Source organism: Chryseobacterium sp. WG23, assembly GCF_024586575.1.
GTDB lineage: Bacteria > Bacteroidota > Bacteroidia > Flavobacteriales > Weeksellaceae > Chryseobacterium.
Genome location: NZ_JALCZE010000002.1, coordinates 20,086 through 40,515, shown reverse-complemented (window position 1 = coordinate 40,515; position 20,430 = coordinate 20,086). Strand labels below are relative to the sequence as shown.

22 protein-coding genes are annotated in these 20,430 nt (G+C 36.1%); 8 read left to right on the top strand and 14 right to left on the bottom strand.

Features of this window, described 5'->3' with window-relative positions; genetic code table 11:
- Positions 1-41 precede the first annotated feature (41 nt).
- From typA to ychF, 5 genes are all read left to right on the top strand, one after another.
- A complete protein-coding gene (gene typA, locus MP477_RS02925; RefSeq protein ID WP_230034963.1) occupies positions 42-1,847 on the top strand; it encodes a translational GTPase TypA in 1,806 nt (601 codons plus the stop codon).
- Positions 1,848-2,136: 289 nt separating this feature from the next.
- On the top strand, positions 2,137-3,501 hold the full coding sequence (locus MP477_RS02920) for an MFS transporter (RefSeq protein ID WP_257189078.1): 1,365 nt from the start codon (positions 2,137-2,139) through the stop codon (positions 3,499-3,501).
- A 405-nt stretch (positions 3,502-3,906) separates the two neighbouring features.
- The gene (locus tag MP477_RS02915; RefSeq protein ID WP_257189077.1) at positions 3,907-5,520 is read left to right on the top strand and encodes a glycoside hydrolase family 10 protein; all 1,614 of its coding nucleotides are present in this window, start codon (positions 3,907-3,909) and stop codon (positions 5,518-5,520) included.
- Positions 5,521-5,848: 328 nt separating this feature from the next.
- Positions 5,849-6,400 (top strand): ferritin, encoded by a 552-nt coding sequence (locus MP477_RS02910; RefSeq protein ID WP_230034969.1) that lies wholly within the window; start codon positions 5,849-5,851, stop codon positions 6,398-6,400.
- A gap of 181 nt (positions 6,401-6,581) precedes the next feature.
- Positions 6,582-7,673, top strand: a complete 1,092-nt coding sequence (gene ychF, locus MP477_RS02905) for a redox-regulated ATPase YchF (protein WP_209802760.1) — start codon at positions 6,582-6,584, stop codon at positions 7,671-7,673.
- 156 nt (positions 7,674-7,829) lie between these two features.
- Here the strand turns inward: ychF and MP477_RS02900 are convergent, their stop codons facing one another.
- The 3 genes from MP477_RS02900 to MP477_RS02890 form a co-directional block, all read right to left on the bottom strand.
- Complete coding sequence (locus MP477_RS02900; RefSeq protein WP_257189076.1) at positions 7,830-7,994, bottom strand: hypothetical protein; 165 nt, start codon at positions 7,992-7,994, stop codon at positions 7,830-7,832.
- 55 nt (positions 7,995-8,049) lie between these two features.
- Positions 8,050-8,220 (bottom strand): bacteriocin, encoded by a 171-nt coding sequence (locus MP477_RS02895; protein WP_257189075.1) that lies wholly within the window; start codon positions 8,218-8,220, stop codon positions 8,050-8,052.
- 75 nt (positions 8,221-8,295) lie between these two features.
- The gene (locus MP477_RS02890) at positions 8,296-8,499 is read right to left on the bottom strand and encodes a hypothetical protein (protein ID WP_257189074.1); all 204 of its coding nucleotides are present in this window, start codon (positions 8,497-8,499) and stop codon (positions 8,296-8,298) included.
- Between the two features lie 143 nt (positions 8,500-8,642).
- On the opposite strand from MP477_RS02890, the gene MP477_RS02885 reads away from it, so the two are divergent.
- A complete protein-coding gene (locus tag MP477_RS02885; RefSeq protein WP_257189073.1) occupies positions 8,643-9,581 on the top strand; it encodes an AraC family transcriptional regulator in 939 nt (312 codons plus the stop codon).
- Positions 9,582-9,670: 89 nt separating this feature from the next.
- Positions 9,671-10,435 carry an SDR family NAD(P)-dependent oxidoreductase gene (locus MP477_RS02880; protein ID WP_257189072.1) on the top strand — a complete coding sequence of 255 codons (765 nt, stop codon included), beginning with the start codon at positions 9,671-9,673 and terminating at the stop codon, positions 10,433-10,435.
- 75 nt (positions 10,436-10,510) lie between these two features.
- On the opposite strand, the gene MP477_RS02875 is transcribed toward MP477_RS02880, so the two are convergent.
- From MP477_RS02875 to MP477_RS02865, 3 genes are all read right to left on the bottom strand, one after another.
- Positions 10,511-10,708, bottom strand: coding sequence for a hypothetical protein (locus tag MP477_RS02875; RefSeq protein ID WP_230034978.1), 198 nt, complete (start codon positions 10,706-10,708; stop codon positions 10,511-10,513).
- A gap of 30 nt (positions 10,709-10,738) precedes the next feature.
- Complete coding sequence (locus MP477_RS02870) at positions 10,739-10,936, bottom strand: bacteriocin (protein WP_257189071.1); 198 nt, start codon at positions 10,934-10,936, stop codon at positions 10,739-10,741.
- Between the two features lie 186 nt (positions 10,937-11,122).
- Entirely contained in the window at positions 11,123-12,271 is a 1,149-nt protein-coding gene (locus MP477_RS02865; protein ID WP_257189070.1) for a methionine aminotransferase, read from the bottom strand.
- 262 nt (positions 12,272-12,533) lie between these two features.
- Here MP477_RS02865 and MP477_RS02860 point away from each other — a divergent pair, with 262 nt between their 5' ends.
- Complete coding sequence (locus tag MP477_RS02860; protein WP_257189069.1) at positions 12,534-13,070, top strand: DUF2867 domain-containing protein; 537 nt, start codon at positions 12,534-12,536, stop codon at positions 13,068-13,070.
- A gap of 13 nt (positions 13,071-13,083) precedes the next feature.
- On the opposite strand, the gene gwsS is transcribed toward MP477_RS02860, so the two are convergent.
- The 8 genes from gwsS to MP477_RS02820 form a co-directional block, all read right to left on the bottom strand.
- On the bottom strand, positions 13,084-14,175 hold the full coding sequence (gene gwsS / locus MP477_RS02855; protein ID WP_257189068.1) for a grasp-with-spasm system SPASM domain peptide maturase: 1,092 nt from the start codon (positions 14,173-14,175) through the stop codon (positions 13,084-13,086).
- Between the two features lie 2 nt (positions 14,176-14,177).
- Positions 14,178-14,399, bottom strand: coding sequence for a hypothetical protein (locus MP477_RS02850; RefSeq protein ID WP_257189067.1), 222 nt, complete (start codon positions 14,397-14,399; stop codon positions 14,178-14,180).
- Complete coding sequence (gene gwsG / locus MP477_RS02845; protein ID WP_257189066.1) at positions 14,396-15,424, bottom strand: grasp-with-spasm system ATP-grasp peptide maturase; 1,029 nt, start codon at positions 15,422-15,424, stop codon at positions 14,396-14,398. Before gwsG ends, MP477_RS02850 begins: the two co-directional genes overlap by 4 nt.
- Before the next feature lie 101 nt (positions 15,425-15,525).
- Complete coding sequence (locus MP477_RS02840) at positions 15,526-15,696, bottom strand: hypothetical protein (protein ID WP_257189065.1); 171 nt, start codon at positions 15,694-15,696, stop codon at positions 15,526-15,528.
- A gap of 105 nt (positions 15,697-15,801) precedes the next feature.
- Positions 15,802-16,026, bottom strand: coding sequence for a hypothetical protein (locus MP477_RS02835; RefSeq protein WP_230034994.1), 225 nt, complete (start codon positions 16,024-16,026; stop codon positions 15,802-15,804).
- A gap of 117 nt (positions 16,027-16,143) precedes the next feature.
- A complete protein-coding gene (locus MP477_RS02830) occupies positions 16,144-16,380 on the bottom strand; it encodes a hypothetical protein (RefSeq protein ID WP_230034996.1) in 237 nt (78 codons plus the stop codon).
- A gap of 446 nt (positions 16,381-16,826) precedes the next feature.
- Entirely contained in the window at positions 16,827-17,558 is a 732-nt protein-coding gene (locus MP477_RS02825; protein WP_257189064.1) for a LytTR family DNA-binding domain-containing protein, read from the bottom strand.
- Positions 17,527-20,397 (bottom strand): histidine kinase, encoded by a 2,871-nt coding sequence (locus MP477_RS02820; RefSeq protein WP_257189063.1) that lies wholly within the window; start codon positions 20,395-20,397, stop codon positions 17,527-17,529. The genes MP477_RS02825 and MP477_RS02820 overlap by 32 nt, the downstream gene beginning before the upstream one ends.
- Between the last annotated feature and the right edge of the window lie 33 nt (positions 20,398-20,430).

Below are 20,430 nucleotides of genomic sequence, written 5' to 3'. Positions count from 1 at the left end.
TTCATTTTAAATCACTATTTTTGCACCCGTAAAAATCCTATATGCAAAACATTAGAAATATTGCGATTATCGCACACGTTGACCACGGGAAGACGACTTTGGTTGACAAAATCATTCACGCTACCAATATTTTCAGAGAAAATCAGGAGAGTGGAGAATTAATTATGGATAACAATGATCTTGAAAGAGAAAGAGGGATCACGATCTTATCCAAGAATATTTCTGTTACTTATAAAGACACAAAAATTAACGTAATTGATACTCCTGGTCACGCTGATTTCGGTGGAGAAGTAGAGAGAGTATTAAAAATGGCTGATGGAGTTATTTTGTTGGTAGATGCGTTCGAAGGACCGATGCCACAAACAAGATTCGTACTTCAGAAAGCATTGGAACTAGGTTTAAGACCATTAGTTGTTATCAATAAAGTAGATAAGCCAAACTGTCGTCCGGACGAGGTTCACGATCAGGTATTCGACTTATTCTTCAACCTTGAAGCAACTGAAGAACAATTGGATTTCCCAACATTCTATGGTTCTTCTAAGCAAGGTTGGTTCAACACTTCACTTGAGCAGACTGAAGATATTTTACCATTATTAGACGGGATTTTACAATATGTTCCTGAACCGAAAGTAGCTGAAGGAACTCTTCAGATGCAGATTACTTCTCTTGATTTCTCTTCTTTCTTAGGAAGAATTGCGATCGGGAAAGTAACAAGAGGTGAGCTTAAAGAATCTCAGTGGATTGGGCTTGCTCAGGCAGACGGTAAAATTGTAAAAGGAAAAGTAAAAGAACTTTACGTTTTCGAAGGATTAGGAAAGAAAAAAGTAACTGAAGTACAGGCAGGAGATATCTGTGCTGTAGTAGGATTTGATGCTTTCCAGATTGGTGATTCATTTGTAGATCTTGAAAATCCTGAGCCATTGGAAAGAACGGCTATCGATGAGCCTACTTTGAACATGACGTTCTCTATCAACAATTCACCTTTCTTCGGAAAAGATGGTAAATATGTTACTTCTAATCACCTGAAAGAAAGATTAACGAAGGAATTAGAGAAAAACTTAGCATTAAGAGTTCAGCAGACTGATGATGCCAATACATTCCTTGTATTCGGTAGAGGTATTCTTCACTTGTCAGTTTTGATCGAAACAATGAGAAGAGAAGGCTACGAAATGACAATTGGTCAGCCACAGGTGATCCTTAGAGAAATTGATGGTGAAAAATGTGAGCCTTATGAATCTTTGGTTGTTGATGTTCCTGAAGAATATGCTTCAAGAGTTATCGACCTGGCAACTCAGAGAAAGGGAGATCTTCACATCATGGAAACTAAAGGGGAAATGCAGCACATGGAATTCGAAATTCCTTCAAGAGGTTTGATCGGATTGCGTTCTCAGATGTTGACAGCTACTGCTGGTGAAGCTATTATGGCACACCGTTTCACAGAATATAAGCCTTTCAAAGGAGCTATTCCTGGAAGAAATAATGGAGTATTGATCAGCAAAACTCAAGGTCCTGCTACAGAATATTCAATTGCAAAATTACAGGACAGAGGTAAGTTCTTTGTGGATCCGGGTGAGGAAATCTATGCAGGTATGATCATTGGAGAACAAAACAAACCTGGAGATCTTGTGGTAAACATTGTTGAAGCAAAACAGCTGAACAACATGAGAGCATCAGGAAAAGATAAAGATACAGGAGTTGCTCCAAAAATCTTATTCTCTCTTGAAGAATGTATGGAATATATCCAGGGTGATGAAGCAATCGAGGTAACTCCAAACTTCATCCGTATGAGAAAGAAAATCCTTTCTGAAGAAGAAAGAAAAAGAATGGAAAGATCAGCGAAAGCGTAATCAAATATTCTTATATAAAGTTAAAGCCCCGATTTATCGGGGCTTTTTGCTTCTGTAGTGGTGTATTTAAAGATAATACGTTTTTATTTATCCCTAATTGTTGTGTTTGTTTTTCAGCTATTCTAGGGTGCTTTTTAATGTTTTTTTTTATTTTAATGTTTTTAATGAAATAAATAAGCAATTGATTTTTAGTATGGAAATAATTGTATGTTTGCTCATGCAGCAATGAAACTACCAAAGGCTGCCATAGATAATAAAAACATAGTATAATTATAAAATAATACAATAAATGGACGTTGCAAAAGCTGCCTATAAAAACGATATAAAAACTGTTATTATTGCATCATCTGTAGGAACATTAATTGAGTGGTATGATATGCTGCTTGCTGTAATTCTTGCAAAAGTTCTCTCCGTAAATTTATTCCCATCGGAAGGTTCTCACTTTCTGGAGACCCTTGCCATCGTAGGATCATCATTTATGTTCCGCCCGATAGGATCCCTTATTTTTGGAAATATCGGAGATAAAATAGGGCGAAAATATTCCTTCCTTATTTCATTGGTTTTAATGGGAGCTTCCACATTCTTAATTGGATGTATTCCTAACTTTTCAAGCATTGGCTGGGCTGCTCCGGTTCTCTTACTGCTGTGTAGATTGTTTCAGGGATTAGCTATCAGCGGCGAATATGCCGGCGCTGTCATTTATGTAGCGGAACATGCCCCAATGGAAAAACGGGGATTTTATACCGGATTTATTCAGGCTACAGTTCCCATAGGGCTGTTGGTTTGCCTGGGTGTTATTTTTATAACAGAAAGTACAATGTCTGAAGCTGATTTTAACCGTTACGGCTGGAGAATTCCATTTCTTTTAAGTGCTGTATTGGTGATTTTAAGCTATTTTATACGAAAAAGACTTCATGAAAGCCCTGTTTTTGAAGAGCTTAAAAAATCCGGGAAAACAAGCAAATCACCGGTTAAAGAAGCGTTTACAACGAAAGGGAATGTGAAAACAATGCTGAAAGCTATTTTCGGAGGCAATGCCGCACAAAGTTCAGTGATGCAGACCAATCAGTTTGTTGTATTTTTCTTTTTGCAGAATACGGTGAAGCTGGAAAATACTACCGTTTTACTGATTACCGGAATAGCCATGTTTTTAAGTGTATATTTTTATCAGTACTTTGGTGCATTGAGTGATAAAATTGGACGTAAAAAAGTGCTTATCGGAGGCCTGGTTTCCAGTCTTATTCTGATTCCGCTGTCTTTTTATCTTTTTATGAAGATAGGAAATCCTCAGGGTATTAATGAAGTACACTCAGTCAGCACCGAAGCCACATTGAAAATCGTAGGATTGAGCTTTCTGCTTTCAGTGGCTGCAGCAGCTACTTATGGCCCTTTGGGAGCTTTTATGCTGGAAATTTTTCCTACAAAAATACGATATACAAGTATGGGGTTTGCCCAGAATATGGGAAACGGTTTTATTGGAGGTGCTACAGCATTCGTAACAGAATTTATCAAGACCAGCTTTGTAGTAAGCGCATTTCTTTCGCCATTTATAGGATTAGTTTACCCGTTATTTCTTGTGGTTTTAGCCATAATAGTTAATATAGTATTCATTCCGGAAACCTATAAGACTGATCTTACGAAAGTGGAAGAATAAAGCGATACAGGTATTGCTGACGGTGATTTAAATTCTTTTGTGGATGAACTTGTTCACACTTTTTATTTTAACTACAATCGAAGATTCAACGTAGTCAAAAGTTACAAATTTCTTGAATACTTAAGTTTAATAAAGTTGTGAAAATAAGCTTATTAAAGCCCACGTAAGTTTAAAAAAATCAAAATTTTTTGCTTTAGTGTACTTTTTATAAAATAAACTAAATTGTTTATAACGTTTCACTCAGCTTTTGTGGGCTCAATTTTTAATGGGTTAAACAGGCTTGATAGCTAAAACAATGCAGAAATTATTTGGAACATTAAAAAAGATATTTCAAATTCGGATAATCATCTTTATATCATTAGTTTTGCATTTTTAATATCTTAGAATCTTTCTTCAGATCAATATATGAGAATAAATAAATTAAAGCTTATCGTTTTACTAGGAATTTTTGCGTCTTACAGCACCTCATGTTCCGTTCAAAACAATGTTGTAAAGACACCTCCCACTAAAAACAGCACAACAAAACCGAACATTAATACAACCCAGCCAAAAGAACCTGTAGTGGTAACCAAGCCCAAAACAGGAGTTCCAGCAGAAGAAACGTTCAGAACCACTCTTCCGGAAATTAAAAGAGAATTCCGGGGAGCATGGATTGCCAGTGTTGCAAATATCAACTGGCCTTCAAGAAATAACCTGACCGTAGATCAGCAGAAAGCAGAAGCCATCAGTATGCTTGATATGCTGAAAGATAATAATTTTAATGCCGCGATCTTCCAGATCAGACCTTCTGCAGATGCTCTTTATACCAGTAATATTGAACCCTGGTCGTATTTTTTAACCGGTGAAACAGGAGCAGCTCCTTATCCAAACTACGATCCGCTTCAGTTTTGGATTGAAGAAGCTCATAAAAGGGGATTGGAACTTCATGTCTGGTTAAACCCTTACCGTGCCCATCATTCCAACGGAGGCTCGGTAAACAGCTTGTCCATGGCCAATAAACTTTCCGATATTGTAGTAAGATTAAAGAATGGAATGTATTGGTTTGATCCGGCTAATCCTAAAACACAGGGCCACGTTTCCAATGTTGTAAAAGATATTGTGAAAAGATATGATATTGATGCAGTGCACTTTGATGACTATTTTTATCCTTACGCTACCTACAATAGAGGGGCAGACTTTCCCGATAATGCAAGCTGGAATGCTTATATAAGCAGCGGAGGAATATTGTCAAGAGCAGACTGGAGAAGAGATAACGTAAATAAATTTGTAGAACGTATCTATAAAGAAATTCACGCTGAAAAGAGCTATGTAAGATTTGGAATCAGCCCGTTTGGAATCTGGAAACCGGGATATCCGGCAGGAATCGTGGGGTCTTCACAATATGATGAACTGTATGCAGACGCCAAATTATGGTTGAATAAAGGATGGGTAGATTATTTCTCACCACAGCTGTACTGGCCGATAGATTCAAAAGGCCAGGGCTTTGAAGCGCTGTTAAGCTGGTGGCAGGCAGAAAATACCATGAACCGCCATGTATGGCCGGGATTAAATACTGTGGAGATCAAAGTTTCTGACCGCCCTGCGGAGATTAAAAACCAGATTGAAATTTCCAGAAACATCCTGAAAAAAGATGCCGGAGAAATCCACTGGAGTATTGCCGGGCTCACAAAAAATCCAAATATGCTTCCGGTCCTTAAAAACGGACCTTACAGTGAAAAAGCTTTAGTCCCTAAAACACCATGGATAAAAGCTGCCCCACTACAGGCTCCTACACTGTTCATTACAGATAATGGAAGTTCTGCACGGGTAAACTGGAGCACCAAAAATATCGGTGAGGTTTTTCAATGGGTACTTTTTACACAGTATAACGGACTGTGGGAAACGGAAATTGTAACACTGGATACCCTTTCCAAAGATATCCCAAAGTTTAAGGATGGAAAAAAATTAAATGCTCTAGCCATCAAAGCTATTGGCAGACTTGGAAATGAAAGTGATTATATTGCAAAAAAAATCAAGTAAATTTTTTGATACAAAAGAGCTGTGAGAAGCTGAGAAATATAAAGGATCGTTATATCAATTGATGCCGGTCTATCTTTCGGAAATTTTTGATTTTACTCTACCGTAACAATAAAAATGTATAAAATCTCAGCGTTTTTGTGCTCACTCACAATATTAAACCCGGTTCTGAAATAAACCGGGTTTTATTTTAGAATAACTATAAATTATTAATTTAAAATAATGAAAATCAGTTAAATATAAATATATTTTGATTTTATATATAAAAACTTAAGATATTGTCGGAACCATTTTTGCATTATAAATCCCATAATCACCAAAATATAGCATTATGAATACGAACAGACTTTCCGCAAACATGGAAAAAGCACTTAGTGACCAAATGAATAAAGAAATTCATGCATCACACGTTTTTTTATCTTATGGAATTTGGGCTGATGACAAAGGATATCAGGGGATTGCCAACTTTCTGTACAGACATGCTCAGGAAGAACGGAATCATTCAATAAAATTCATGGAATATATTCTAAACAGAGGAGGTAAGCCAAAAGTAGATGCCATTCCTGCTCCTCCGGCGGATCCTGAAACACTCACAGCGTGCTTTGACGGAGTCTTTAAACATGAAGTGGATAATACAACGGCTATCTACAGGATTGTAGACCTTTCCATGGAAGAAAAGGACTGGGCGACATGGAATTTTATGCAGTGGTTTGTACAGGAACAGATTGAAGAAGAAACACTGGCTCAGAACTTAATTGATAAATTGAAAATTGCAGGGGGTGACAGAGCAACCGACGAATCTTTATTTACTTTAGATAAAACGTTACAGGAAACCCCGAATGATGTGCCATTGGCGCAGAATGCCACGGGAGATAATCCCTGAACCCTGTTTATTAAAATAAAATTACCTGAAAATCTGTCAGAATGCTGGCAGATTTTTTTATTATGAATCTCCCTTTAAAATCACTATCTTTGCACACTCATAATTCAAGGTCCGGTATTCAACAGTAAAAGTTGGAGAAAACTTGAATTACAATTGAACCTTAAACTTTGAATTTTACAATATGAAATGTGGAATCGTAGGCCTGCCGAATGTAGGTAAATCAACTCTTTTTAACTGTCTGAGCAATGCAAAAGCTCAATCAGCAAACTATCCTTTCTGTACTATTGAGCCGAACCTTGGAACGGTTTCTGTACCGGATCAGAGATTGTTTGAACTGGAGAAAATCGTAAAACCTGAGAGAGTTTTACCGGCTGTAGTTGAAATCGTTGATATTGCGGGTCTTGTAAAAGGAGCCAGCAAAGGAGAAGGATTGGGAAACCAGTTCCTGGCCAATATCCGTGAGTGTGAAGCAATCATCCACGTTTTAAGATGTTTTGATAACGGAAACATTATTCATGTTGAAGGTTCTGTAGATCCGCTAAGAGATAAAGAAATTATTGATATCGAATTACAGCTGAAAGACCTTGAAACAGTAGGAAAGGCAGTTGAAAAAGCAAAAAAATTCATCAAGTCCGGAAAGAAAGAAGATTTATTGACGTATGAAACACTTCAAAATCTTCAGAAATTCCTTGAAGACGGTAAAAATGCAAGAGAATTTGCTATGGATGATTTCGCAAAATCAGTGATTTCAGAAGTACAGCTTTTGACCAACAAACCTGTACTTTACGTTTGTAATGTTGATGAAAATTCCATTAAGAACGGAAACGACTGGATTGGTAAGATTGAAGAAATGGCTAAAAATGAAGGTGCTGAAGTTGTTGTTTTAGCGGCTCAGATTGAAGCTGATATTAACGAATTGGAAACTTTCGAAGAAAGAGAGATCTTCCTTGAAGAATTAGGTCTTACAGAACCGGGCGTAAACCGTTTGATCAGAAAGGCTTATGACTTATTAAAACTTCAAACGTATTTCACAGCAGGAGTAAAAGAAGTAAGAGCCTGGACTATCGGACAGGGATGGACAGCTCCTCAGGCAGCAGGAGTGATCCATACAGATTTTGAAAAAGGATTTATCCGTGCCGAAGTAATCAAGTATGAGGATTATATGACTTATGGTTCTGAAGTAAAGATTAAAGAAGCCGGAAAGCTTTCTGTGGAAGGTAAAGAATATATCGTTCAGGATGGTGACATCATGCACTTCAGATTCAACGTATAAGAGAAAAAATATTAAAGTTAGTTTGTAATAAAAAAACGCTTCCATGAATTTGGGAGCGTTTTTTGCAACACCGGAAATATAAACATGGATATATTGTTTTGATTACTTATTTACTAAAAAACGCTTCCGATAGGGAAGCGTTTCGTCATCATTATATTATTCAAGTTCTATAGGTCCCGGCTGACACTGCGGCTCTGCACAGCTTAGAGAGATTCTCTTACATTGTAGATTGGCAAGCAGGCACATTTCTTTTCCCCCGGTAATAACTCTTAATTCTCTTTTGTTTAATTTTTTACCGTTGTTTAAATTTTGATTTTTCATTGTCTTGATTTTTATAGGTTACTTGATATGTATATTTTTGCAAATACGATTGGTATTATGGTAATGTTGGACCTGGAACAAATCTGCACTGTCTCTCTGCACAGCTTGCTCCAACGATTCTGCATAAACCTGTCATAAGATCAACACATTGCAGTAAACCGCCAGTAATGGTTCTCAGCTCTTTTTTGTTTAATTTTTTTCCTTTGTCTAAGTTTCTGTTTTTCATAGCATTTAATTTTAGTTGATAGGTTGAATGTATTCTCAGAAGTTGTATGAACTTCACACAATAAACTGTTATATATTATTCTATAGGTTGTGGTCTGCATATTTTTTGAGCACAGCCTACGGAAATCGTTGTACAGTTTCTGGGATCATCCGGTGGATATGTCTCACATGGCCACTCAGGACATAATACAGGCTGCATGCAATCAAGCATACCACCGGTAATCATTTTTAGCTCTTTCTTGTTTAATTTTTTCCCGGCTTGTGAAATTTGGTTTTTCATAGTTTTGATTTTTAGTAAGTTACTGAAGACTAAAGTAGTAAAAATTATTATAGTATATCACTTTATATAGAAAAGAATGAAATAATTATTTTACTTTTATATACATCCAACTTTGTATATTTGAATTTTACAAATCATCTGCTATGGAAAAGATAGCTCATACTTCACTGGAAGATTTTTATAAAGAAATGGCAGCCAAGCTGGGACAGGACCTTGAAAGTGTTTTCCCAAAAGGTCTCCATAAAGACATCGGACATTTTAATGTTTTTGATATTGCCCAAACTATTGAAAGGATAAAAACAACCTCAGAAATGCCTTACAATAGAAGGAAGTATTATAAAATAAGCTTTATAAGAGGCAAAAACAGGGCTGAATATGCCGATAAAGTCATTTCAATACACCAGAATGCTTTATTATTTGCAACCCCTAAACTTCCTTACCACTGGGTTCCCGAATCTCCTGAACAGTCAGGAAGCTTTTGTGTGTTTACCGAAGATTTCTTTATAAAAGATAAATCCTATAACAGTCTGGAAGATCTTCCTATCTTTCAGCCGGGAGGAGTGCCTGTCTTTGAAATTGATGATGAGATGGCTGAAGAAATTGAAATTCTTTTTAAAAAAATAAAAAAAGAGATCGCTTCAGATTATATCTATAAATATGACCTGATCAGAAATTATGTACTGGAACTGATTCATTATGGACAGAAACTGCAGCCGGCATCCAATATTTCAACTTCAAACGATGCTTCCATGAGGGTGGTTTCTTTATTTATAGAATTACTGGAAAGACAGTTTCCTATTGAATCTACAGAACAGAGACTGCAGTTGAAGACGGCCAAAGATTATGCAGACCGATTGGCTGTTCATGTTAATTACTTAAATAAAAAACTGAAAGAAAATACAGGGAAAACAACTACCGAATTTATTGCAGACCGCATTATCCAGGAGGCTAAAATCCTTTTAAAACAAACTAAATGGAATGTTTCTGAGATTTCTTATGCTTTGGGTTTTGAAGAAATTGCCCACTTTTCAAACTTTTTTAAAAGAAAAACAACATTTGCTCCATTAGAATTTCGTTCATGATTTGAATTTTGCAAATTTCAGATTGATTCAAGCAAACCGTTGACGCTGAAAATACCCCAACTTTGTAATATCAAAATAATCAAAATAAAATGGACACAAAAACAAATATTGCACTGGTAACCGGAGGAAGCCGGGGATTGGGTAAGAATTCTGCACTTAAGATTGCTCAAAAAGGATTGGATGTCATTATTACCTATAGAAGCAATAAAGAAGAAGCAGAAGCTGTAGTAGAGGAAATTAAAGCGTTGGGAAGAAAGGCAGCCGCTTTTCAGCTGGATACAAAAGATATCAGGAGCTTTGACGGATTCGTGAAAGAAGTTACGGATTATTTACAGCAAAATACAGGAAGTCCAACTATTGATTACCTGATCAATAATGCAGGGACAGCTTTATATTCACCTATTACCGAAGTTACTGAAGAACAGCTTGATGATATTGTGGATATTCATTTCAAAGGTGTATTTTTCCTAACTCAGAAATTTTTACCGTTTATCAATGATGGAGGAGGAATTGTAAATATTTCTTCAGGGCTGGCAAGATTTGCTACGCCGGGATCATCTGTTTACGGTTCTATAAAAGCAGGGGTAGAAATGCTGACAAAGTACATGGCCAAAGAGTTGGGAAGTAGAAAAATTAAAGCTAACGTAGTGGCTCCAGGCGCGATTGAAACAGATTTTGGAGGAGGAAGAGTAAGAGATGATAAAGATATAAACGCCGTAGTTGCAGGGGCTACAGCCTTAGGAAGAGTTGGACTTCCTGACGATATAGGTGGAGTAGTGGCATTTTTATGTACCGAAGACGCAGGATGGATCAATGGGCAGAGAATTGAAGCTTCGGGAGGAATGTTTTTATAAGCACTCTGAAATGATATAAATAAAGAACCAACCCTGAGAGGGCTGGTTCTTTATTATTTGTAATAACGTTTGAATCTAGTTTATTGGAAATACAGGATCCACTATTTCGATTGGATCAACGGGGGTAGGTGGCTGGCACTGGGGTTCTTTGCAACCCGGTCCGTAGTACTGGCAGCGTGTACCGGAAATGATACATCTTACAAGCCCTCCGGTGATCATTTTCAATTCTTTCTTATTTAACTTCTTTCCTTTGTTTACTGTTTGTTTTTTCATGGTTTTAATTTTAAATGAGTATGCTGAATATTATTGGGGTCTGCATATTTTTTGGCCGCAAAAAGGAGAAATCAGTGAACAGCCATTCTCATCAACATGAGATTCACACGGTTCAAGATGCGGAGGACAGATTTCCTGAGCAGGCATACAGTTCAGCATACCTCCGGCAATCGTTTTCAGCTCTTTTTTGTTCAGTTTTTTTCCTTTCGATAAGATTTTCGTTTCCATAGTATATTTATTTGTTTGATTTTCACTAAGATATGTAAAATAATTGAAATATATCACATTGTGTGGATAAAATCGAGAGGTTGTCTACTTTTATATGTTATTTTCTGCTTAATGAAAATAAGAGAAAACAAAAGAACCGACTGTGTTCAGGCGGTTCAAAATAAGGTAAATATAAAGGATAAGCAGCTAGACTTTTGAAAGGTTTTCAATAGCTTTTTCCAGTGTTTCCTGTTTTTTGGCAAAACATAATCTGATGACATTTTCATTGATTTTGTTTTTGTAAAAGGAAGAAAAAGGAACACTAGCCACTTTGTGTTCCACCGTTAGCAGGGTTGCGAAGTCAAAATCATTTTTATCAGAAATCTTATTGTATTTGACGGCCTGGAAGTAAGTTCCTTCACAATCCAGTAATTCAAAAGAAGTCCCGGAAAGACCTTTTCTCAGAAAATCTCTTTTTTCCTGAAAGAACTGATTAAGGTGAGTATAATGTTCATCATTTTTCATATATTCTGCCAGGGCAAGCTGAATAGGAGTGTTGACACAGAAAACATTAAACTGATGAACTTTTCGGAACTCATCGGATAAGTTTTTGGGTGCTGCACAATAGCCTACCTTCCAGCCTGTAACATGGAAAAGTTTTCCAAATGAGGCTACCAGCAGGCTTCTTTCCTTAAGTTCGGGATGCTGGCAGATGCTTAAGTGCTGTTTCCCGTCGAAAACAATATTTTCATAGACTTCATCGCTTAAAATAAGAATGGAAGTATCTTTTACAATGTTGATAAGTTCCTGAATATCATTTTCTTTCAGGATCTTTCCGGAAGGGTTATTAGGGTTGTTAAGAATGATCATTTTCGTTTTCCCGCTGATCAGCTTTTTTACATCATTCCAGTTGATCTCATAGTCCGGAGCTTTCATCTCAAAACGCTTTACGACACCTCCGAAAAGTTCTACCGTAGGCTCATAACAGTCATAGGCAGGTTCAAAAATAATAACTTCATCTTCTTTTTTTATAAAAGCGGCAATAGCTGTGAAAATGGCCTGAGTACCTCCTGCGGTAATGGTTATTTCTGTGTCCGGATGATAGGTTGCCTGATGGCTGTTTTCAATTTTCCGGGCAATTTCTTCCTTTAATCCAATCATTCCTCCCAAGGGAGCATACTGGTTGAACCCTTTTTTTATGAAATGGTCTACATGGTTTAAGAGTTCCATATCAGGCATGAAATCAGGAAATCCCTGAGAGAGGTTGATAGCTTCATTCTCATTGGCCAGCTGTGTCATCTGGCTGAAAATGGTAGTTCCCACATTGGAAAGTTTTGATAAAGGAAGTTGTATCATAAAACGATTTTTTCAGTATCGAATTTAATGAAATATTTAAAACAGTTTGAAGTGATCGAGAATTAAATCAAGAATTCTCTCTGAATCTGAATTTGATTTGGGTTAATAAGAAGCGCTGTTCTCATAGAAACTCAGCTTATGGCGATAGATTTGTAGGTTAGAAATTAAATAAACATTTGTTTAAAAAAAGATGCTTTTTTCTTTTTACTTCGTTGGAAGATGCCTACATTTGGTAGACCAATAACCCATTAAACCCATGAAAATGAAGATTAAGAAGATTGACTTTCCGCAAAAATCGGTGTTAGCTAAAGACCAAAAGGATTTTGATTATGTTGACAGCTTTGCCGGTGAGGTAATGAACAGCAAGTCAGATATTGACATCTCAGAAGTTGGGAAAGCTTTTTTTATCAGTGGTCCGCAATGGGGAAAGAAAATGTTTGCCTTCAGGAATAAAGTGGTTGGATTATTTGGATTAAAAACAGGAGCAGATCCTGATAAGACTCAGGCTGCTGATCACTTTCAGTGTGAAGTAGGGGAACGTATGGGAATTTTTACAGTATTTGAAAAAACAGAAAATGAAATTATACTGGGAGAGGATGATAAACATCTCGACTTCAGAGTTTCCCTGCTGCTTGATAAAATCCAGGATGATAAGACTGAAAAAGCACTGACCATTTCTACGACTGTAAAATTTCATAACTGGCTGGGAATCTTATATTTTTTACCGGTTCGCCCTTTTCACAGACTGATTGTTCCGGCCATGCTGAAAAATGTAATCGGCAAGCTGGAAGCCAGATAGAAATTGGGAAGTATCATCTATTGATCATCAGTTCCTGCATCTGGTGATATTGTATTGCTTTTTCTTTTAAAGGATTATTACTCCATTCTTCCCAGGTACATGTGTAAGGATCATACCCACATTTAAGTGGTGCTGAGTATATATTGCCAGGTTCATCCAGATAGGCCCGGCAATCGGTACATACATGACGGAATTCGCAGTCTTTACACTTTGAGATTTTATCTTTACTGAGAGTCCAGTATTTTTTGAAATCCGGCTGGGTTATAGCATCTTCCAAAGAGGTATCCTTTATATGGCCAAAACTTTTTTTCATGCTGGGGCAGTTTTTAATATGACCCTTAGTGTCGATACCAATTTTCCGGTTAAGACAACTGTTGAAAGCCAAAGATTCGGTAAAGGTTGTAATATTAATGGAGAATAAACTGCTATCGATAACCCCACAGTGAATTTCGCTGTCAATAATCCTGTCAGTCTGCAATATATAACCAGTTCCGTGACTGCCTTCCTTATAAATTTTTGTTACATTGGTTCCGGTAATGGTAAGACTGCTTATTTTTTTATGTTTCCTGACAAATAATTCGGTGCTTTGATAAAAAAGATCTTCATTTTTACAGGGAAGTATAATCTCCACGGATTTTATTTGTGAAGGAGTTATCATACTCATTATTCTTTCTAATTCATTCCAGGATGCTTCCTTAAAAAATCTGAACTGAATAAAATTACAGCAGAGTGCTTCCAGCTGCTCAAGAAATTGGGTGTCGAAATATGGAAGTTCATACTCCGCATCCAGAATACAGTGAGAGATATGAGCCGGAAACAGCCATTCTTCAGCCATTTTAGGGAATAATTCTATTTCTTCAGAAGAACAGTAGAATGCAAATTCATGTTCTTCTATGAACTCCAGATACTCATGAAATATTTCTTTTTCATCATCATCGAGCTGTATCAGGATTTCAGGTACATTAATATACCTTTCATCTGTAAATAATGACACCAGAGAATGAGGTACAGGATAAATTTTCCTTCTCTGAAGATCGCAGATTACCGAGCGGAAAGCTCCATTTACGATGATACAGTGACTGTATAAAAGCAGCAAGTGATCCATAGTTATAGTATATGCATTTTAGAATAAGGTTTGTAAAAAGGGTCAGCCTCTGCCGGCTCTGCATTGTACTTACCCAGCTTTAAAGATTCCTGGAAATCACTATTTTTTTTACTTTCAAATACATCTATATTCCAGGTGTGTGAATGTAAAGATAGCTGGCTTTTGTTTTCTGCCATCCAGGTTTGTATTTCTTCTTTTATTTTTTCTTGCTCTTCTTTTTTCATATTTCTTCTTTTAATAGATCAAAAGCAATCTGTCGCTCAATATCATAATTACAGCATTTAGACAACCATTGAAACTGCCCTATAGGATTTACTTCCAGAAAGACATATTCTTTTTCAGGAGTATAGATCATATCAATAGAACCGGAATTCATATCAATGCTTTGCATGAATGAGACTAATTTTTTTTCTATTTCTTTAGGTAATTGATAAGGGACACACCGATTTGGTCTTTCATTATCATAGTTTCTGAAATCAGTTTTTGTTTTTTCGTTGGCTTGTGAGAAAATGGCCATAGTATAAAACTTACCTTTCAGATAAAAGATGCGTAGTTCATACTTCTTTTCGGTATACTCCTGGTACATGGAAAAATGGCTGAACTCTTTTCCATTGTTTTGTATGCTCAGATTTTGAATATCGCTTTTGGAAAGTTTGAGAACGGGTTGATGGATATATACCTCTGAACCTTCTGTATAGGTAAACTGAAATGAATTAAATTCAATATCTTTTGTAATAATTGAATCATATCTGGCAGAAAAGCTTAATAATTCATCTATATTGCTGGTCACTAATGTTTCCGGTATTTTTAATCCTGCATCATTGGCCAGGCTAAGATTATGCACTTTATTGGTAACATTTTCCTGAAATCTGTTTATCCTTCCTCCTTTTTCGAAAGCTGAGTAGACATTGTCAATCATTCTTTCATTTTCTCTTTGAAAATTATCCTGAATCCGGAAAATCATTTGTTTCAACTTAGTGTCGTGCATGGATAATGTAAATCCCTTATTGCTTTTAAAGTTTCCTCTTCTATACCAGAATTTTTTAATTTCCTTGCTGTTAATATTCCCCTGGTCGGTAGATAACTCTACTGAAAGGCCTTCTGTATTTGATATTTTAAAACTGATACTTTGAATAACTGTTTCATTATTGATACGGCAGATTTTATTTTTACTTTCCAGATAAAAAATCCAGTCCAGCACATCATTAGTGGATCGGTCATTTTTGTTACTTTGGATCAGGTGCATCATATATTTATTTACTTCTATGACAATCAGTTATAATTAAAATGCGGGATACTTATCGCATCCCGCAATAACTTAGATATTACTAATGACAATTATGCTAATCACTAGTAAGTACCTCCATACCATACATCATTAATAAGATATTCCTTGCATTTAAGAACAGTATCTTCTCTATCAGGGCATCGGACCCATGATGTTCCATGGTCTGGAGAATAAGCACCCTGTGTTGCAATAATAGCTCCTCCTTTGAATGTGCTCATTTGGCTTGTAGTCATTTCTTTGAATTTCAAAGACGTCAAACTTTCTAATTTTTTCATAAATTTTGGATTTAGTTTTACTTCTGTCTTTCCGCCATGAAGTAATTGTTCAGCGTATTTTTTTTACACAGATATAACATGCTTACTGCCATCGGTAGCATAGAAGATTTGAGTGAGGAGAGTACCTCTGTCATTATAAACGTTGATGTCATGAGTCGAAATATCGGGAACACCGCCATTCATAAATGCCCCGGCGTTGGTTGCCACATTCTGACCGCCTCTAATTTTACCCATCAGGTCATTATGTAATGCTCTGAATTTTTCTGATGTTAATTTTTCTAGTTTCATTATTAAATTTTTTAGTTATCTCTGTCTTTCGCCTTGAGACTGTTGTTCAGCGTACAGTATTCTTCAGGTTCAACTGTTATCCTGATAGTTCCTGTAAGAATTAGAATTATGGTTGTATTACATAAAATAGGATATTTCCAACCCTGTTTTTGCATCCACGAAACTTACATGCTGTAAGCCTCCACCGTTGTCATCCCAGATTAATGTATCAGAGCTGGCAGTCCGTATACCTCCTCCCGGGGTTCCAATAAGAGAGCCGGACCCTGTTCTTTCCACAAGACCTCCTTTAATTTCATGCATCGCGTGACTGTCTAATTTTTTAAATTTTTCTGATTTTAAACTTTCTAGTTTCATGATATTGAAATTTAGTTTTTACTCCTGTCTTTCCGCCATGGAGTAATCTTCAGCGTTTTTTAATTTTTTTTTGAGTTTCATTTTGTTTTTACCCCGCCGTATCTTATTGATAATGAGCTGTTGTTGTCTATACAAGATTAAATATATTTTTAATGGAAATCAATCTTCACTTTGTAAGTGTAATTGGTTTTTCAATAAGTGTATATAAAGACGGATTAAATGAAAATAGAGACAGATATCTTTAACAGAATAATGCTGACTGCTCTGGTTTGAGGGTCTGTTGAATTAAGCATGGATGTTTAAAATACTGAATTGACTTCAGGCTGAAGGTTGGGTATTATGTTCCTAAAGCATACCGAAGTGTCATACGATAAGTGTATTGGAAGGTTTCATTGAACTGCATCTTGAGCAGTAAAAGAATAAAATAGAAACGGGCGGATCTGTTTTTACTCCATATGTTCTATTTTCGACAAAAAATCATTTTTTTTGCGAACAGAAACATCCAGTACAGAGTTGTCTGTCATGATTACCTGGCCTCCTTTTCCTTTGATGTACTCTTTAAGGTGAGAAAGATTAATGAGGTGCTTATGATGGATTCTGAAAAAATTATACTCCGAAAGGAATTCTTCAAACTCGTGTAAGGTTTTGGAAACAATAATTTTGGTTTTGTCTGCGAGGTAAAATGTGGTATAGCTTGAATCTGCTTCACATCGTATGATGTCATTAATATCTGTTAATTTAAAGCCTTGCAGAGTAGGTAGACTGATTTTATTTTTCTTCGAAGAACCTGCAGGAATTATTTTTTTTTTTTTGATATTTTCTAGGGTCTTATTAACCGCAATGATGAAGTCCATTTTTTTTATCGGCTTCAAAAGATAATCTGCAGCACCATTTTTAATGGCCTGGATCGCAAAATTTTCAAATGCTGTAATGAAAATAATCTGGGAATCTATCGATTTGAATTGAGACAGCAGATCAAAGGCCGTCCCATCTTTCAGCTGGATATCCAAAAAAAGAATGTCCGGTGAATTTCTGGAAAGATAAATATAAGCTTCCTCTATGCTTGATGCCTGAAATACAGTCTGAATTTCCGGAAATTCGTTTTGCAGCAAGAGAGCAATATAATCTCTTCCGTCTTGTTCGTCATCAATGATGCAGGCTTGTATTTTGGTTTTCATGGGGGGTGATATAAATTTTAATTTGAGTTCCTTGTTCGTGTTCCTGTCCTTGCTCAGAAAGATTTTTAATAACTAAAATAATATTAGTCTCAAAAAGCTGCTTAAATGTTTCAATTCTCTTTTGAGATAATTTTACCCCAAAAGAACCGGATTTTATAATCGTCTGATCTTTACTGCTTATTCCGTTTCCGTTATCCTCAACTGTTATACAAAGTGACAAACCGCTGTAATCAAACCTGATATCTATTTTTCCTTTCCGGTCTGCTAATGCTGAAACACCGTGTTTTATTGCATTTTCAACAAAAGGCTGTATCAGAAGGGAAGGAATAGTCCAGCTTTTGTCCACGGTTTCCGATATATGTATTGAATAATCAAATTGCTCTTTTAAACGAAGTTTCTCCATGTTCAGATACAGGGAAAGGTATTCCACTTCTTCCTGTATAGGCATGAATGTTTTTTCAGAATAATGAAGTGTTTTTCTGATCATTTGTGAGAAAATATCCAAATAGTTCTCTGTTTCTGCATAATCTTTTTTATACAGCAGAAACTGTATAGAATTGAGGCAGTTGTAAATAAAATGAGGGTTGATCTGTGCCTTTATCGCCTGCAGCTCGAGTTCTGCAATCTTCTTCTCGTAATAAAGGTTTTCCAGTTTCTTGTTTCTTTTTTTCTGAAAATATAATGTGATAAGTATAAACAATGCAGTAGCTCCCAAAATAATCATCAGGAACTTAAACCACCAGGTCTGCCAGAATTTAGGTTCAATTTTAAAATTAACATTTGTAGAGGTATATGACTGTTTTCCGTTATAGCCTAATCCCAATACCCTAAAAGTGTAAGTTCCTGGTGGTAGGGAATTTAATATAATCTTAGAAGAACTGCTGGTTTCCCAGGTATCATTCAGGCCTTCAATTTTATACTTATAACTTATTTTTCCCTGTGAAGCATAATCCGGGAAACTCAGGTTAAATACAATGTTATTGTTGGGAGTCTGGCTTGTAAGTTTTTGTTGCAGATTGAAGAATTCCTGACTGCCAATCGTAATAGAATTCATGATCACCTTTTTATGAATGAACTTCTTCTGCGATAATAAATTTCTGATTGAAAGTATTCCTAAACCTTTTGAAGTGCCGGCAAAGAGGGTATCTCCTTTTATGACACATCCCGCTACAACATTTGAAGGCAAGCCGTCAGTCTGTGTGAAATTATTGATCTTTATAGCAGTACCTCGGATCTCAACTCTGCTTAAGCCTGAATTGGTACTTGCCCAGAAAACATTTTCATTTTCTACTTCTATTTTTTTGATCTGGCTGGTCAGAAGACCGCTGCCTTGTGTTATCCTTTTTAGAATTTTACTGTTGCTGAAGAGGATAATACCATTTAAATTGGTGGCTCCCACATATAGATTATGACTTAGCTTTTTTATATCTGTAAAATAATAGCCCTCCAGGAAGAGACTTTTCTTTTTTGTCCGGGTGTTCATTTTATAGAGGTCTTTAAAATTTCCCACAAACAGACTGTCCGTATCATAGAGCAGCGCTGTATAAATCCTTTCCTGCTGCAGAATTTTAGAATATGTATGCGCATTGTAATTATAAGCAGTCAGGCCGTCATTCGAACAGATTAATACAGACCCTCGGATATATGGCAGAACATTTTTAGGATTATAATCCGATGCATTTAAAATATATTTCTTTTTAGTGGCTGTGTTGTATTGGATAAGACTTCTGCTTAAACCAAATATTACTGTATTGCCTTCTGAAAATATAGCTTTATGCTCTATCTTCCTGTTTTTTTCAAAAACAATATCCTTTATGGTATGGGAGCGGTATATACCGCTTTTTGCCTCGTTGTATCCTAAAAAAATACCGCTGTCATTTCCTGCAATAGCCGTTATATAAGCCGAATTATTTTTGATGGGCAGATGCATATAACTCTTAAGGAACTTGTCAGTAATAAAATAAATCCCATTGTTTTGGGTAGAAAACCAGATGTTATTATCATGATCTGCCAGGATACTGTTGATGACATATTGGTCTAAAAATTTCACCGGATCAGAAAGCTTCCTGCTGTCCAGTAAGGTCTGTTTGAAATGCAGTGCACCTCCATTTTCCAGGCTTAGCCATATTCCGTAATTTTTATCTATAAATACATGCTGGATATTCTCATTCGTGAAGTAGGTCTGGATCTTTTTAAAAGTGAACTTATCGTATAGTTTATAAATTTCAATCTTTCCCTGGCTTTTAAAAATGTAAAAGCTATCCTTCCTGTATACCATTGTTTTTTTTCCTAATGGAATATTACAGGATGTTTTCTTTCTGGTGACAATGTCATAAGCTTCAATATTCTTTTTTCCACTTTTATCAGCCAAATAGAGGAGGTGGTTAGAAAGATCGAAAGAAATTGCATGAGAAGAGCCGTCTCCATTAATGAATAACGGGATTGTATTAACCTTTCCGTTCCTGTAAATATACATATTCTTAGGATTACCGGGTGCATACATATAGATTGCATCTTGATGAATATAAATGCTGGGATTATGTTCAAAATGCATTTTTTTGAGCTCCTTATTCGAGTCTGAATTAATAATTCTGCCGTCTTTCAAATACGCAAAATCATTAAGAAAAGATAAAATGAAAATTTCTCCATTCGATAACTGATGGCAGGACAGTACTTCAATGTTTTTTAATCCGTCTGCTTTATTATACTGCTTAAATTCTTTTCCATCAAAGCGAAATAGTCCATTATCACTTCCTATCCAGATAAAACCATTGAGGTCCTGGCTTAAGGTATAGGTATATGAACTGTTCAGTCCTTCCTCTTCACTATAATTTACCAATCCGGGGATTTGAGCAAAAAATATTGATGATAA

What these genes read in the sequence shown, in the direction of transcription:
- MP477_RS02920 (WP_257189078.1), top strand. Translation starts at nt 2,137, where the DNA reads ATGGACGTTGCAAAAGCTGCCTATAAAAACGATATAAAAACTGTTATT.
- MP477_RS02870 (WP_257189071.1), bottom strand. Translation starts at nt 10,936, where the DNA reads ATGGAAACGAAAATCTTATCGAAAGGAAAAAAACTGAACAAAAAAGAG.
- MP477_RS02865 (WP_257189070.1), bottom strand. Translation starts at nt 12,271, where the DNA reads ATGATACAACTTCCTTTATCAAAACTTTCCAATGTGGGAACTACCATT.
- MP477_RS02885 (WP_257189073.1), top strand. Translation starts at nt 8,643, where the DNA reads ATGGAAAAGATAGCTCATACTTCACTGGAAGATTTTTATAAAGAAATG.
- MP477_RS02840 (WP_257189065.1), bottom strand. Translation starts at nt 15,696, where the DNA reads ATGACTACAAGCCAAATGAGCACATTCAAAGGAGGAGCTATTATTGCA.
- MP477_RS02850 (WP_257189067.1), bottom strand. Translation starts at nt 14,399, where the DNA reads ATGAAAAAAGAAGAGCAAGAAAAAATAAAAGAAGAAATACAAACCTGG.
- MP477_RS02910 (WP_230034969.1), top strand. Translation starts at nt 5,849, where the DNA reads ATGAATACGAACAGACTTTCCGCAAACATGGAAAAAGCACTTAGTGAC.
- MP477_RS02830 (WP_230034996.1), bottom strand. Translation starts at nt 16,380, where the DNA reads ATGAAACTAGAAAGTTTAAAATCAGAAAAATTTAAAAAATTAGACAGT.
- MP477_RS02825 (WP_257189064.1), bottom strand. Translation starts at nt 17,558, where the DNA reads ATGAAAACCAAAATACAAGCCTGCATCATTGATGACGAACAAGACGGA.
- gwsS (WP_257189068.1), bottom strand. Translation starts at nt 14,175, where the DNA reads ATGGATCACTTGCTGCTTTTATACAGTCACTGTATCATCGTAAATGGA.
- MP477_RS02890 (WP_257189074.1), bottom strand. Translation starts at nt 8,499, where the DNA reads ATGAAAAACCAAATTTCACAAGCCGGGAAAAAATTAAACAAGAAAGAG.
- MP477_RS02895 (WP_257189075.1), bottom strand. Translation starts at nt 8,220, where the DNA reads ATGAAAAACAGAAACTTAGACAAAGGAAAAAAATTAAACAAAAAAGAG.
- MP477_RS02880 (WP_257189072.1), top strand. Translation starts at nt 9,671, where the DNA reads ATGGACACAAAAACAAATATTGCACTGGTAACCGGAGGAAGCCGGGGA.
- MP477_RS02900 (WP_257189076.1), bottom strand. Translation starts at nt 7,994, where the DNA reads ATGAAAAATCAAAATTTAAACAACGGTAAAAAATTAAACAAAAGAGAA.
- MP477_RS02835 (WP_230034994.1), bottom strand. Translation starts at nt 16,026, where the DNA reads ATGAAACTAGAAAAATTAACATCAGAAAAATTCAGAGCATTACATAAT.
- gwsG (WP_257189066.1), bottom strand. Translation starts at nt 15,424, where the DNA reads ATGATGCACCTGATCCAAAGTAACAAAAATGACCGATCCACTAATGAT.
- typA (WP_230034963.1), top strand. Translation starts at nt 42, where the DNA reads ATGCAAAACATTAGAAATATTGCGATTATCGCACACGTTGACCACGGG.
- MP477_RS02860 (WP_257189069.1), top strand. Translation starts at nt 12,534, where the DNA reads ATGAAGATTAAGAAGATTGACTTTCCGCAAAAATCGGTGTTAGCTAAA.
- MP477_RS02915 (WP_257189077.1), top strand. Translation starts at nt 3,907, where the DNA reads ATGAGAATAAATAAATTAAAGCTTATCGTTTTACTAGGAATTTTTGCG.
- ychF (WP_209802760.1), top strand. Translation starts at nt 6,582, where the DNA reads ATGAAATGTGGAATCGTAGGCCTGCCGAATGTAGGTAAATCAACTCTT.
- MP477_RS02875 (WP_230034978.1), bottom strand. Translation starts at nt 10,708, where the DNA reads ATGAAAAAACAAACAGTAAACAAAGGAAAGAAGTTAAATAAGAAAGAA.